Origin of the sequence: Cellulomonas olei (assembly GCF_039548315.1) — a bacterium.
Classification (GTDB): Bacteria; Actinomycetota; Actinomycetes; order Actinomycetales; family Cellulomonadaceae; genus Cellulomonas.
This window is the reverse complement of sequence record NZ_JBCLVN010000053.1, coordinates 13,532-27,173: the sequence shown is the minus strand read 5'-3', so window position 1 is coordinate 27,173 and position 13,642 is coordinate 13,532. Positions and strand designations below refer to the sequence as shown.

Genomic DNA, 13,642 nt, shown 5'->3' with positions numbered 1-13,642 from the left:
GTTGGGCGCGGGGACGGCGGGGATCGTGCCGGTCGCGGTCTCGGAAGTCGTGGTCACCGACCGAACGTATCTCATGGATGAGATATCGGCGCACCGCAGGATGGGGAGATCCTGTGTCCGACGCCGCCCCGTCGCCGGCGGGACGTCACGGGTGAGGTGACGGCGCAGGTCAGGCGATCAGCGTGTCCTGCACCGGGCGGCCGGCGAACCGCAGGTCGCGGGCCGGGTCGTGCACGGGCGGGGCCAGGGGCCGGCGACCGCGGCTGGGCCAGGTGTGCTCCGCGCCCGGGCCGGGCAGGCCGCGCTCGTCGCGCCAGGCGTTGAAGGCCTCCGCCCACGCCCGGTGCGCGGTCACCTGGTAGTCGTGCAGGGACACCAGGTCGAGGTCCCCGAGGTGCGGGAACCGGCCGACGATCCGCTCCAGGACGTCGAGCGTGGCGACCACGTCGACGTCGGCGGTGTGCAGGCTGCCGGTGTCGACCACCTGGTAGACGCCGCACAGGTCCACCAGCTTGCGCTTGCCCCTGCGGTACCGGTCCTCCGCGCGGTCCAGCACCAGCGGGTCGATCACCGGCCGCAGCTCGCCGTCGAGGCGGTCCTCCACGGTGGGCAGGTGGTGGCGACGCAGCTCGGCCTCCAGCAGGCACAGGTCGAACGACGCGTTGTAGGCGACCACGGGCACCCCGTCGCGGACGGCACCCGCGATGGCGTCCGCGATCTCGTCCAGCGCCGGTCGCGGCGCCGAGCCGTGCGCACGCGCGTGCTCGGTGCTGATGCCGTGGATCGCGCTCGCGGCCTCGGGGATCGGCACGCCCGGGTCGATCAGCCACGTCCGGACGTGCGTGCCGGCCGCGTCCCGCCGGACCAGTGCCGCGGTGACGATGCGGTCGCGGTCCACGTCGACGCCGGTGGTCTCCGTGTCGAAGCCCAGCAGGGGCCCGTCCGTCCAGGTCATGCGTCGTCCTCCTTCCTGCCCCGTCAGCATCGCACCGGCCACCCACGCGGCCGGGGAACCGGCCCCGGCCTGTCGCGGCCTGCCACGTCCTGTCACGGCCCGGGCCGTGCCAGACGGCCCGCGCCGCCCGGCGAGATGCGGCCCGGCCCCGCGGGGGTGAGGGTGGGAGGAGCCCGCGGACAGCGGGGAGCACCCACCGAGAGGAGACGTCATGGCACGCCTGACCGGCCGGACCGTCGCGTTCCTGACCAGCAGCAAGGGCATCGAGGAGCCCGAGCTGACCGCGCCCTGGCAGGCCGTGGTCGACGAGGGCGGCACGCCCGTGCTGGTGTCCGCGGAGGCGGGCACGGTGAGCGCCGTCAACAACGACCTCGACCCGGGCGGCGAGTACCCGGTGGACCGCACGCTCGACCAGGTGTCGGCGGACGACGTCGACGCCCTCGTCATCCCGGGCGGCACCGTCAACGCCGACACCCTGCGCACGCAGGAGGGCGCGCAGGCGCTCGTGCGCGCGGTGGTCGGCGCGGGCAAGCCGGTCGCGGCGATCTGCCACGGCCCGTGGACGCTGATCGAGGCGGGCGTCGTGGACGGCGTCACGCTCACGTCGTACCCGAGCCTGGCGACCGACCTGCGCAACGCCGGCGCCGACTGGGTGGACCGCGAGGTTGTCGTGTCGCAGGCGGGCGGCAGCACCCTCATCACGTCCCGCAACCCCGACGACCTGCCCGCGTTCTGCGCGGCGGTCGTGGAGGCGGTCGCGGGCTGACCCGCCCCGCTGCTCCGGCGTGGGCGCGCCCGGCACCGGGGGCGCCCACGCCGGTAACCTGGGCCGGTGAGCAACGAGATCGAGATCGGCCGCGGCAAGCGGGGGCGGCGCGCGTACTCCTTCGACGACATCGCCGTGGTGCCCTCCCGGCGCACGCGGGACCCGGAGGAGGTCTCGGTCGGCTGGCAGATCGACGCCTACCACTTCGACCTGCCGGTGCTGGCGGCGCCGATGGACTCGGTCATGAGCCCGGCCACGGCCGTCGCGCTCGGCCGCGCGGGCGGCCTGGGGGTGCTCGACCTCGAGGGGCTGTGGACCCGCTACGAGGACCCCGAGCCGCTGCTGGCCCGGATCGCCGAGCTCCCGGCCGACGAGGCGACCGCCCGCATGCAGGAGATCTACGCGGCGCCGATCCAGCCGGAGCTGATCCGCCGCCGCATCGGCGAGATCCGCGACGCCGGCGTGACGGTGGCGGGCGCGCTGTCCCCGCAGCGCACGCAGGAGTTCTGGAAGGACGTGGTCGACGCCGGCGTCGACCTGTTCGTCATCCGCGGCACCACCGTGTCGGCCGAGCACGTCTCCGGCCGGGCCGAGCCGCTGAACCTCAAGCGCTTCATCTACGAGCTCGACGTGCCGGTGGTCGTCGGCGGCGCGTCCACGTACACCGCGGCGCTGCACCTCATGCGCACCGGCGCGGCGGGCGTCCTCGTCGGGTTCGGCGGCGGCGCCGCGCACACCACGCGCGTCTCGCTGGGGATCCACGCCCCGATGGCCACGGCGGTCGCGGACGTCGCGGCCGCGCGTCGGGACTACCTGGACGAGTCCGGCGGCCGGTACGTGCACGTCATCGCGGACGGCGGGGTGGGCCGGTCGGGCGACCTGGTGAAGGCCGTCGCGTGCGGGGCGGACGCCGTCATGCTCGGGGCCGCGCTCGCCCGGGCGACGGACGCGCCGGGCGGCGGCTGGCACTGGGGCCCGGAGGCGCACCACCCGGACCTGCCGCGCGGGGAGCGGGTGCACGTCGGGCAGGCGGGGACGCTGCAGCAGGTGCTGTTCGGCCCGGGGTCGACCGCCGACGGGTCGCTCAACCTCATCGGGGCGCTCCGCCGGGCGATGGCCACCACCGGGTACTCGGACCTCAAGGAGTTCCAGCGCGTCGAGATCGTGGTCTCGCCGTACCAGCCCCGCTGAGCCGGGCGGGCGGGGCGGTTGCCCGTTCCTGCCCGGATGTGTGTGGATCCGCGCCCGAGTCGGTTTGTTTGCTTGCGTTTCGGGCCTGACCTGCGCCATGCTGGACCCGCACCGCCGCCGGGCGACACCCGACGGCACGGGACCCCGACGGAGCGGACGTGTACGCAACCGAGCGCCAGCAGCAGATCCTCGCCGCCGCGCGGCGCGACGGGAGGGTCGACGTCGCGTCGCTGGCCGCCCGGCTCGACGTCACGCCGGAGACGGTCCGCCGCGACCTGACGGTGCTGGAGCGCCACGGCCTGGTCCGGCGCGTGCACGGCGGCGCCATCCCCGTCGAGCAGCTCGGGTTCGAGCCCGGTCTCGCCCAGCGCGAGGGCCTGCTCGCGGGGGAGAAGGACCGCATCGCCAAGGCCGCGCTCGACGAGCTGCCCGACGGCGGCTCGCTGATCCTCGACGCCGGCACGACCACCGTCCGGCTGGCGGAGCTCCTGCCGGCCGACCGCGAGCTCACCGTCGTCACGCACGCGCTGCCGGTCGCCACCGTGCTGGCCACCCGCCCCGGCATCACGCTGCACCTGGTCGGCGGGACGGTGCGTGGTCGCACCCTCGCCGCGGTCGGCACCTGGGCGCTGCGCGAGCTCGCCGACATCCGGGCCGACGTGGCGTTCCTCGGGACCAACGGGCTGAGCGTCGAGCACGGGCTCACGACGCCCGACCTCGCGGAGGCCGCGGTCAAGCGGGCGCTGGTGCAGGCCGCGCGCCGCATCGTGGTGCTGGCCGACCACAGCAAGCTCGGCCGGGAGGACTTCGCGCACGTCGCACCGCTCGCGGAGGTCGACACGCTGGTGACCGACGCGGGCGTGCAGCCCGAGGTCGCCGACGAGATCGAGGCCGCCGGTCCCCGGGTGGTGCGGGCGTGACCGGGTCGCGGGCGGCCGGGACGCCCCGCGTCGTCACCCTGACGCCCAACCCGAGCCTGGACCGGGCGCTCGACCTCGACGTCCTGCTGCCCGGCGAGGTCAACCGGGCGGTCGGCACGCACCAGCACCCCGGCGGCAAGGCGATCAACGTGTCCCGGGCGCTCGCGGTGCACGGCGTCGCGACCTGCGCCGTGCTGCCGTCGGGCGGCGCGGACGGCGCCCAGCTCGTCGCGCTGCTGGCGGCCCAGGGGGTGACCGCCCGTCCCGTGCCGGTGTCGGGCGACACCCGGTCCAACATCACGCTCACCGAGTCGAGCGGCGCGACCACCAAGATCAACGCCCCCGGGCCGGCGCTGTCCGCCGCGGAGGTCGACGCGCTGCTCGCCGCCGTGGAGGCCGAGGTGCTCGCGGGAGCGACGGCGGTCGTCGCCGCGGGGAGCCTGCCCGCCGGCGTCGACGACGCGTTCTTCACGCGGGTGGCCGACCTCGGTGCGCGGCACGGCGTCCCGGTGGTGCTCGACACGTCCGGCGAGCCGCTGGCCGCGGCCGTGCGGCACGGCGGCCTCGCGCTCGTGAAGCCCAACGACGAGGAGCTCGCCGAGCTCGCCGGCCGGGACCTCGTGACCGTCGGGGACGTGCTGGCCGCCGCCGCGACCGTGCGGGCCGCGGGGACCGACGCGGTGCTCGTCAGCCTCGGGGCGCACGGCGCGCTGCTCGTGACCGGTGGCGGATCCTGGTGGGCCGGGGGGCCGCCGCTGCTGCCCGTCTCCACGGTCGGCGCCGGCGACTCCACGCTCGCCGGGTACCTGGCCGCCCCCGGGGAGCCGGCCGAGCGGCTGCGGCGCGCCGTGGCGTGGGGACGCGCCGCCGTGCTGCTCCCCGGCACCGAGGCCCCGTGCCCCGCCGACGTCCGCCCCGGCGAGGTGGCGGTCGTCGCCGACCCCGACCCGGCCCTCGCCCTCAAGGAGCTCTGAGGGCCCGCCCGGGCCCGCAGCCCCCGACCCCGCACCCGCTCGCCCCCACCTCGACGGAGAGACCATGAGCACGCGCACCGAGTCCACCGCCCCTCCCGCCCCCGGGACGCTCCTGCACGGCGTGGGGGTGGGCCGGCGCGTCGCCGTGGGCCCCGTCGTGCGGGTGCAGCCCGCCCCGGCCGTGCCCGCCGACGCGCCCGTGGTGCGGGACGGCGCCCGCGTACCCGAGGCCGACGTGCCCGACGCGGTCGTCGCCGCGTTCGCGGACGTCGCCGAGGCGCTGCGCGCGCAGGCCGACCGGGCGGGCGGGACCGTCGCCGAGGTGCTGGGCGCGACGGCGATGATGGCCGACGACCCGGCCCTGCGCGACCAGGTGCTCGCGCGCGTGCGCGGCGGCGAGCCGGCCGTCGGGGCCCTCGACGCGGTGGTCGGCCAGTTCGCGGCGATGTTCGAGCAGGCCGGTGGCTACCTCGCCGAGCGCGTGACCGACCTGCGCAGCGTCCGGGACCGCGTGGTCGCCCGCCTGGCGGGGCTGCCGGCCCCCGGCGTCCCCGAGCTGCGCGAGCCGTCCGTCGTCGTCGCCCGGGACCTGGCGCCGGCCGACACCGCCGCGCTCGACCTCGAGCGGGTGCTGGCGCTCGTCACCGAGGAGGGCGGCCCCACGGGGCACACCGCGATCATCGCCGGGCAGAACGGCATCCCCTGCGTGGTGCGCACCGCCGGCGCCGCCGGCCTGCCCGACGGGGTGGTGGTCGGGGTCGACGCCGCCGCGGGCACCGTGCTCGTGCAGCCCGAGGACGACGCGCGCGCGGCGTTCGCGGCCCGCGCGGCGGCGGAGCGGGCGCTGGAGGACGACACCGCGCCGGGCGCCACCGCCGACGGGCACGGCGTCGCGCTGCTCGCCAACATCGGCACCGCCGAGGACGCGGAGCGGCTGTCCGCGACCGCCGCGGAGGGCGTCGGGCTGTTCCGCACCGAGGTGCTGTTCCTGGGCCGGCAGCAGGCGCCGACGGTCGACGAGCAGGCCGAGGTCTACGCGCGCGTGCTCCGGGCCGTCGGGCCGGGGCGCAAGGTCGTCGTGCGGACCCTCGACGCGGGCGCGGACAAGCCGCTGGCCTTCGCGAACCTCACCCCGGAGGAGAACCCGGCCCTCGGCGTGCGCGGCTACCGGCTGGTGCGCTCCGCGCCCGGGCTGCTGGCCGACCAGCTCACGGCGCTCGCGCGGGCGGGCCACGAGACCGGCACGGACCCCTGGGTGATGGCCCCGATGATCGCGACCGCGGGGGAGGCGCGGGCGTTCGCCGCCGCCGCCCGGGACGCGGGCCTGCGCACGGCGGGCGTCATGGTCGAGGTCCCGGCCGCCGCGCTGCGCGCCGCCGGCGTGCTCGACGAGGTGGACTTCGTCTCGCTCGGCACCAACGACCTGGCGCAGTACACGATGGCCGCCGACCGGCTGCGCGGCGAGCTCGTCGACCTGCTCGACGCGTGGCAGCCGGCCGTGCTGGAGCTCGTCGCCGCCACCGCGCGGGCGGGCGCCGGGCGCGACCGGCCCGTGGGGGTGTGCGGGGAGTCGGCGTCGGACCCGCTCATGGCGCTCGTCCTCACCGGGCTCGGCGTCACCAGCCTGTCGATGTCCCCGGCCGCGCTGCCCGCCGTGCGGTACGCGCTGCGCCGCCACACCCTCGCGCAGTGCCGGGAGATGGCGGACGCGGCGCTCGCGGCGGCGGACCCCGCGGCGGCGCGGGCGGCGGTCACGGCGCGGGTGACGCCCGAGGCGCGGGCGGCGCTCGGGCTCTGACGCGCCGGCCGCGGGGAGCGGCCCGGTGGCACGCGGGCACGGCCCCGGTGCGGCCCGTCACGCCTCGGTGCGGCCCGGTGCGGCCCGGCGACTCCCGCGGGGCGCGCGCGTACCCTGGCGCGCATGGTGCCCGACCACGGCGTCCTGGACCCGGAGACCGACCCGCTCGCCACCCTGGTGCTCGAGCCGGACGACCTGCGCGACCTCGCCCGGCGGGTGGTGACGTCGCCCGGTGCGGGCACCGCGACGCACCACGCGCCCTGGACCCGGGCGCCCCTGGCGACGCTGCCCGTGTCCACGCCCGACGACGTCGCCCGCGCCGCGCGCGCCGCCCGGGCCGCGCAGCGCCGGTGGGCGGCCGTCCCCGCGCGGCGGCGCGCGGGCCTGCTGCTGCGCGTGCACGACCTGCTGCTGTCCCGGCAGAGCGACGTGCTGGACCTGGTGCAGCTGGAGAACGGCAAGGCGCGCGCCTCGGCGTTCGAGGAGGTCGCGGACGTCGCGCTCGTCGCCCGGCACCTGGGCCTGCGGGCGCCGGCGCTGCTCGCAACCGAGCGACGGCCGGGGCTGGTCCCGGGGCTCACGTCGGTGCGGGTCCGGCACGACCCGGTCGGGGTGGTCGGCGTCGTCGCGCCGTGGAACTACCCCCTCAGCCTGACGCTCGGCGACGTGCTGCCGGCGCTCGCGGCCGGGGACGCCGTCCTGCTGCGCCCGGACCCGCAGACGCCGCTGACGGCCCTGTGGGCGGTGGAGCTGCTCGAGGACGCCGGCATGCCGCCCGGGCTGGTGCAGGTGGTGCTCGGCGACGGACCCGTCGTGGGCGCGGCCGTCGCCGACCACGTCGACCACCTGGTGTTCACCGGGTCCACGGCCACCGGTCGGGTGGTCGCGGCGCGCGCGGGGGAGCGGCTGGTGCCCACGACGCTGGAGCTCGGCGGCAAGAACGCGATGTACGTGGCGGACGACGTGGACGTGGAGGCCGCGGCCGAGGGGGCGGTGCGGGCGTGCTTCGGCGGCACGGGCCAGCTGTGCGTGTCGGTGGAGCGGCTGCTGGTGCACGAGGCCGTCGCGGACGCGTTCCTGGCGGCGTTCGTGCGGCGCACGCGCGCGCTGCGGATCGGCGTGGGGCTGGACTACCGGTCGGATGTCGGGTCCCTGACCTCCGCGGAGCAGCTCGCCCGCGTGGTGGAGCACGTGGAGGACGCCCTGTCGGGCGGCGCGCGGGTCCTGGCCGGGGGGCGGCACCGGACGGACGTGGGACCGTACGTGTACGAGCCGACCGTGCTCGAGGGCGTGGGCGCCCAGGCCCGGGCGTTCCGGGAGGAGACGTTCGGGCCCGTCGTGGCGGTGCAGCGGGTCGCGTCGGACGACGAGGCGGTCGCGGCGGCCGACGACTCGTCGTCCGCGCTGCACGCGAGCATCTGGACGCGGTCCGCGCGCCGGGGGCAGGCGCTCGCCGCGCGGCTGCGGGCGGGCTCCGTCGCCGTCAACGACGGCTACCAGGCGTCGTGGGGCTCGGTCGCCGCCCCGCAGGGCGGCCGGGGGGACTCCGGCTGGGGCCGGCGGCACGGCCGCGAGGGCCTGCTGGCGCTGACCGTGACGCGCACGGTCGCGGTCCAGCGCGGCGTGCACGGGGTGCGGCTCGCGGGGCGCGCCGTCCTGCCGCCGGCGGGGCCGGGCCGCGTGCTCGCCGGGCCGCCGGAGCGGTGGACCGCGCAGGTGACGGCGGCGCTGCGGCTCGCGCGGCGGCTGCGGCTGCGCTGACGCCGCCTCGGCCGGCGCGACCGCCTCAGCCGGCGCGCACCGCCTCGGCCGGCGCGCACCGCCTCGGCCGGCGCGACCGCCTCAGCCGGCCCGCACCGTCTCCGACGGCGGGGCGGGGGGCGAGGGCAGCGCCGTCGCCGAGGCCGGCTCCGGGTCCTCCGAGAAGTGCACGCGGTTGCGGCCCTGGCGCTTCGCCCGGTACAGCGCGGCGTCGGCGCGGGCGGCCAGGGCGTGGGCGGACTCGCCGGTCGCGGCCATCGCGCCGCCGAGGCTGAGCGTGACCCGGAGCTGCGGCGACAGCTCCTGCCACGGGTAGCCGGCGATCGTGCCGCGGATGCGCTCGCACACCGCGCGGGCCTGCTCGAGCGGCGAGTCCAGCAGCACGAGCGTGAACTCCTCGCCGCCGATGCGCGCCACGACGTCGCCGACGCGGACCGCCCCGGTCATGATCTGGGCGACGCGACGCAGCACCTCGTCGCCGACCGGGTGGGAGTGCTGGTCGTTGACGGCCTTGAACAGGTCGATGTCCGCGACGACGTAGGCGAGCGACTCCTCCTGCCCGAGCCGGGCGGCGAGGATCGCGTCGAGGCCGCGGCGGTTGAGCAGCCCGGTCAGCGGGTCGTGCGCGGCGTCGTGCTGGAGCGTCTCGTTGAGGGCCGCGAGCTCCGCGAGCCGCTTGCGCGCCTGGTCCCGGGACTGGCGCACGCGCTCCACCTCGAGCTGGGCGTTGACGACGATGCCGCGGCGCTCGGCGGCGGCGTCGCGCTGCAGCATGACGGCCTCGTGGTAGCGGCGGTGGGTCTCCAGCGCCGCGCGCAGGTCGCCGGTGTCCTCGTGCACCTGGACCAGCTCGAGCAGCAGGTCCGCCCGCTCCATCGGGCGCAGCGTCTGCTCGGTCAGCAGCAGGCCGGCGGAGAGGGTGGCGCGGGCCGCGGCGTGGTCCCCGCGCAGCCGCCGGAGACGGCCGTGCGCGGCGTGGTAGCGGATGGTCAGGTACCGGGCGGCCACCTCCGGCAGCACCGCCGCGACGTCCTCGAGCGCCCGGTCGGCGGCGGCGAGGTCGCCGCGGGCCATGTGCGCGCGGGCGAGGCGGATCTGCGCCTCGGCGGCCATGCGCGGGTTGCCGTCCTGCGCGGCGAGCATGCCGCGGGTCGCGAGGGAGACGGCGCGGTCGGCCAGCACCCGGGCGCGCGCCGGGTCGGCCGACGCGAGGGCCTCGGACTCGTCGGTGTCGAGCTTGGCCAGGCCGGACAGCGTGGCGCAGGTGCCGTCGGGGCGGTCGAGCAGCGGCCAGAGCGTCGCGGCCTCGTCGAGGAGCTCGCGGGCCTTCTCCGGGAACCGGCCCATCGAGATGTACGTGTCCGCGAGGTTGTTCAGCGCGGCGGCGAGGCCCTCGGTGTCGTCGAGCTCGCGGCGGATCGCGAGCGACCGCTCGAGGAACTCCAGGGCCGAGAGGTTGTCGCCGAACCCGTTGTAGACCGCCGCGAGCCCCTGCAGCACCCGGCCCTCCCAGGGGCGCAGGCCGTGGGACGTCGCCAGCGCGAGGGCGCGCTCCATCGCGGCGAGTGCCAGCGCGTCGTCCCCTACGAGGTGGTGCGCCCAGCCGCCGTTGTACTCGAGCTCGATCTCCACCGGCACGGCGCCCTCCGCCTGTGCCCGGTCCAGCAGGTCGGGCAGGGCGGCGACGCAGAGTGCGGGGGCTGCGTCGCAGAGCCGGTCGATCCGGTCGAGCTCCGAGCGCCAGTCGGGAAGGCCACCCGGCTGCGCCGCTCGGGCAGTCGTCATACCGGTGGTATCGGGTACCCCGCCGGGGGCCTGGAGGCATCGATCGGGTGAAGTCCGCACGGCGGACGGATGACGTCCGGAGTGCGGACGGCTCCGTGTCCCGACGCGCGAGGGCCCCGCACCGGACGGATCCGGTGCGGGGCCCTCGCGCGTCGGCGGGCGCCGTCAGGCGATCGTCGCGACCGCCTGACGGGCGATCTCGAGCTCCTCGTTGGTGGGGATCACCAGCACGGTGACCTCCGCGCCGTCCGGGGAGATGACCGTCGGCTGCTTCTTGCGCCCGGCGTTGCGCTCCGGGTCGACCTGGATGCCCAGGCGCTCCAGGCCCTGCAGGGCGTTGAGGCGGACGATGTCGTCGTTCTCGCCGATGCCGGCGGTGAACGTGATCGCGTCCACGTGCCCGAGCTCGGCGTAGTACTTGCCGACGTAGCCCTTGATGCGGTGGTAGTACACGTCGAGGGCGGTCTTCACGCGCTCGTCGCCGGCCGCGACCGCGTCGTGCACGTCGCGCATGTCGGTGTAGCCCGACAGGCCGAGCATCCCGGACTTCCGGTTGAGCAGCTCGTCCAGGTCGTCGATGGTGTAGCCGCCGACGCGGGCCAGGTGGAACAGCACGGCCGGGTCGATGTCCCCGGAGCGGGTGCCCATGACGAGGCCCTCGAGCGGGGTCAGGCCCATCGAGGTGTCGATGCACGCGCCGCCGCGCACGGCCGACGCGGAGGCGCCGTTGCCGAGGTGCAGGACGATCGTGTTCAGCTCGGACACGTCCTTGCCGAGGAACTCGGCGGTGGCGCGGGACACGTACAGGTGCGACGTGCCGTGCGCGCCGTAGCGGCGGATCTTGTACTGCTCGGCGACGTCCCGGTCGATGGCGTACGTGTACGCGGCCGGGGGCATGGTGCGGTGGAACGCGGTGTCGAACACGGCGACGTGCGGGACGTTCGGGAACGCGTGCCGCGCCGCCTTGAGGCCCGCCACGTGCGCCGGGTTGTGCAGCGGCGCGAGGGGGGACAGGGCGTCGATCTGCGCGAGCACCTCGTCGTCGACGACCGCGGGGCCGTCGAAGACGTCGCCGCCCTGGACGACGCGGTGGCCGACGGCCGTCAGGTCCTCCTCGCGGAGCTGCGGCCCCTGCTGCTCGAACAGGTCGAGCACGACGCGCATGCCGGTCTCGTGGTCGGGCACCGGCTGCTCGAGCACCGTGGTGCCGGACGGGCCCTCGTGCTTCACCTTGCCGACCTCGAGGCCGATGCGCTCCACGATGCCGGAGGCCAGGGCCTCGCCGCTGGTGACGTCGACCAGCTGGTACTTGATCGACGAGGAGCCGGAGTTGATGACGAGGACCGTGTTCACTTCGTGCCTTCCGAGGTCGCGCCCATGGCCTGGGCCTGGATCGCCGTGATGGCGACGGTGTTGACGATGTCCTGCACCAGGGCGCCCCGGGACAGGTCGTTGACGGGCTTGCGCAGGCCCTGGAGCACCGGGCCGACCGCGACGGCACCGGCGGAGCGCTGCACGGCCTTGTACGTGTTGTTGCCGGTGTTGAGGTCGGGGAACACGAACACGGTCGCCCGGCCGGCCACGTCGGAGTCCGGCATCTTCGTGCGGGCCACCGAGGCGTCCACGGCGGCGTCGTACTGGATGGGGCCCTCGACGTTGAGGTCGGGGCGGCGCTCGCGGACCAGCTCGGTCGCGGTGCGGACCTTGTCGACGTCGGCGCCCGAGCCGGACATGCCGGTGGAGTACGACAGCATCGCGATGCGGGGCTCGATGCCGAACTGCGCGGCGGTGGCGGCCGACGAGATCGCGATGTCCGCGAGCTGCTCGGCCGTCGGGTCGGGGTTCACCGCGCAGTCGCCGTAGACGAGCACGCGGTCCTCGAGGCACATGAGGAACACGGACGAGACGACCGACGTGCCGGGCACCGTCTTGATGATCTCGAAGGACGGCTTGATGGTGTGGGCGGTGGTGTGCGCCGCGCCGGAGACCATGCCGTCCGCGAGGCCGAGCTGCACCATCATCGTGCCGAAGTACGACACCGAGGACACGATCTCCCGGGCTCGCTCCACCGTCATGCCCTTGTGCTTGCGCATCTCGGTGTACTCGGCGGCGAACCGCTCCAGCAGGTCGCCCGACTTCGGGTCGACGACGGTGGCGGCGGCCAGGTTGAGACCGAGCTCGGTCGCGCGGGTCCGGATCGCCGCCTCGTCGCCGAGGATCGTCAGGTCCGCGACCTCGCGCTGGAGCAGCGTGGAGGCGGCCCGCAGGATGCGGTCGTCGTTGCCCTCGGGGAGCACGATGTGCTTGCGGTCCGAGCGGGCCCGGTCGAGCAGCTCGTACTCGAACATCAGCGGCGTCACGACGTCGGGCGCCGGGACCTCGAGGGCCGCGAGCGCCTCCTCGGCGTCGGTGTACTTCTCGAACAGGGCGAGCGCGGTGTCGACCTTGCGCTGCGAGTCGGCCGAGAGGCGGCCGCGGGTGCCGGCCGCCTCGCTCGCCGAGCGGAACGTGCCCAGCTCGGTGCGGATCAGCGGCAGGCGGCTGCCCAGGCCGTCGACGAGGCGGGTGACGATGGCCGGCGGCTCGAACCCGCCGTTGAGGATGATGCCGGACAGCGACGGGAAGCCGTCGGCGGTGTGCGCCATGAGCAGGCCGAGCAGGATGTCCGAGCGGTCGCCGGGGACGATGACGACGACGCCGTCGGACAGGCGCTCCAGCAGGTGCTCGATGGACATCGCGCCGACGAGCACCTCGGTGGCCTCGCGGGACAGCAGCTGCTCGTCGCCGCCGACCAGCCGGCCGCCGACGGACTCCATGAGCTGGCGGACGGTCGGGGCCACGAGGAACGGGTCCTCCGGCAGCGCCCACGCGGTCGCGCGGGTGGCGAGCTCGGCGCGCACGGCGTCGACGTCCTCGGGGCGGCAGCGGTTCGCGACGATCGCGACCACCTGGGCGTGCCCGGCCTCGAGCTCCGCGGCGGCGACCTCGGCGACCTGGCGGACCTCCTCGGGGGTGCGGCCCTGCCCCTTGACGCACAGCAGCACCGGGGCGCCGAGGTTCGCGGCGATCCGGGCGTTGAACCCGAGCTCCGCGGGGCCGGCGATGTCGGTGTAGTCGGTGCCGACGATCACGACGACGTCGCAGGCGCGCGCGACCGCGTGGTACCGCTGCACGATCGTCGCGAGCGCGGCCTCCGGGTCGGCGTGCACGGACTCGTACGTGGTGCCGATGCAGTCCTCGTAGCTGAGGTCCACGCCGTCGTGGGCGAGCAGCAGCTCCAGCACGTAGTCGGGGGTCTCGGTGGACCGGGCGATGGGGCGGAACACGCCGACCCTCTGCACGGTGCGGGTCAGCAGGTCGACGAGGCCGAGTGCCACGGTCGACTTGCCGGTGTCCCCTTCCGGGGACGTGACGTAGATGCTGCGGGCCACGGGTGGGGCTTCTTCCTGGTCGGTTCGGTGTCGCCGGGTGGTGGGATGAATTCTGCCGGAC

At 76.2% G+C, this 13,642-nt stretch carries 10 protein-coding genes; 6 read left to right on the top strand and 4 right to left on the bottom strand.

Going from position 1 to position 13,642, the window contains the following annotated elements; genetic code table 11:
• Nucleotides 1–169 precede the first annotated feature (169 nt).
• The gene (locus AAHH18_RS14865) at nt 170–955 is read right to left on the bottom strand and encodes an exonuclease domain-containing protein (protein ID WP_283319539.1); all 786 of its coding nucleotides are present in this window, start codon (nt 953–955) and stop codon (nt 170–172) included.
• 211 nt (nt 956–1,166) lie between these two features.
• Here AAHH18_RS14865 and AAHH18_RS14860 point away from each other — a divergent pair, with 211 nt between their 5' ends.
• The 6 genes from AAHH18_RS14860 to AAHH18_RS14835 all read left to right on the top strand — a co-directional run bounded on the left by AAHH18_RS14860 (nt 1,167) and on the right by AAHH18_RS14835 (nt 8,365).
• A complete protein-coding gene (locus tag AAHH18_RS14860) occupies nt 1,167–1,721 on the top strand; it encodes a type 1 glutamine amidotransferase domain-containing protein (RefSeq protein WP_283319540.1) in 555 nt (184 codons plus the stop codon).
• 66 nt (nt 1,722–1,787) lie between these two features.
• Nucleotides 1,788–2,912 carry a GuaB3 family IMP dehydrogenase-related protein gene (locus AAHH18_RS14855; RefSeq protein WP_283319541.1) on the top strand — a complete coding sequence of 375 codons (1,125 nt, stop codon included), beginning with the start codon at nt 1,788–1,790 and terminating at the stop codon, nt 2,910–2,912.
• A gap of 158 nt (nt 2,913–3,070) precedes the next feature.
• On the top strand, nt 3,071–3,832 hold the full coding sequence (locus tag AAHH18_RS14850) for a DeoR/GlpR family DNA-binding transcription regulator (RefSeq protein ID WP_283319542.1): 762 nt from the start codon (nt 3,071–3,073) through the stop codon (nt 3,830–3,832).
• Nucleotides 3,829–4,806 (top strand): 1-phosphofructokinase, encoded by a 978-nt coding sequence (gene pfkB / locus AAHH18_RS14845; RefSeq protein ID WP_343302135.1) that lies wholly within the window; start codon nt 3,829–3,831, stop codon nt 4,804–4,806. Before AAHH18_RS14850 ends, pfkB begins: the two co-directional genes overlap by 4 nt.
• A 64-nt stretch (nt 4,807–4,870) precedes the next feature.
• Complete coding sequence (gene ptsP, locus AAHH18_RS14840; RefSeq protein ID WP_343302134.1) at nt 4,871–6,604, top strand: phosphoenolpyruvate--protein phosphotransferase; 1,734 nt, start codon at nt 4,871–4,873, stop codon at nt 6,602–6,604.
• Between the two features lie 123 nt (nt 6,605–6,727).
• Nucleotides 6,728–8,365, top strand: coding sequence for a succinic semialdehyde dehydrogenase (locus AAHH18_RS14835; RefSeq protein WP_343302133.1), 1,638 nt, complete (start codon nt 6,728–6,730; stop codon nt 8,363–8,365).
• Between the two features lie 81 nt (nt 8,366–8,446).
• On the opposite strand, the gene AAHH18_RS14830 is transcribed toward AAHH18_RS14835, so the two are convergent.
• The 3 genes from AAHH18_RS14830 to pta all read right to left on the bottom strand — a co-directional run bounded on the left by AAHH18_RS14830 (nt 8,447) and on the right by pta (nt 13,581).
• Complete coding sequence (locus AAHH18_RS14830) at nt 8,447–10,150, bottom strand: diguanylate cyclase (protein ID WP_283319546.1); 1,704 nt, start codon at nt 10,148–10,150, stop codon at nt 8,447–8,449.
• 165 nt (nt 10,151–10,315) lie between these two features.
• Nucleotides 10,316–11,503, bottom strand: a complete 1,188-nt coding sequence (locus AAHH18_RS14825; protein ID WP_343302132.1) for an acetate/propionate family kinase — start codon at nt 11,501–11,503, stop codon at nt 10,316–10,318.
• Complete coding sequence (gene pta, locus AAHH18_RS14820) at nt 11,500–13,581, bottom strand: phosphate acetyltransferase (RefSeq protein WP_283319548.1); 2,082 nt, start codon at nt 13,579–13,581, stop codon at nt 11,500–11,502. The genes AAHH18_RS14825 and pta overlap by 4 nt, the downstream gene beginning before the upstream one ends.
• Nucleotides 13,582–13,642: the final 61 nt, after the last annotated feature.

Coding starts and splice junctions, on each gene's coding strand:
- AAHH18_RS14865 (WP_283319539.1), bottom strand. CDS start 955: ATGACCTGGACGGACGGGCCCCTGCTGGGCTTCGACACGGAGACCACC.
- AAHH18_RS14860 (WP_283319540.1), top strand. CDS start 1,167: ATGGCACGCCTGACCGGCCGGACCGTCGCGTTCCTGACCAGCAGCAAG.
- ptsP (WP_343302134.1), top strand. CDS start 4,871: ATGAGCACGCGCACCGAGTCCACCGCCCCTCCCGCCCCCGGGACGCTC.
- AAHH18_RS14835 (WP_343302133.1), top strand. CDS start 6,728: ATGGTGCCCGACCACGGCGTCCTGGACCCGGAGACCGACCCGCTCGCC.
- AAHH18_RS14830 (WP_283319546.1), bottom strand. CDS start 10,150: ATGACGACTGCCCGAGCGGCGCAGCCGGGTGGCCTTCCCGACTGGCGC.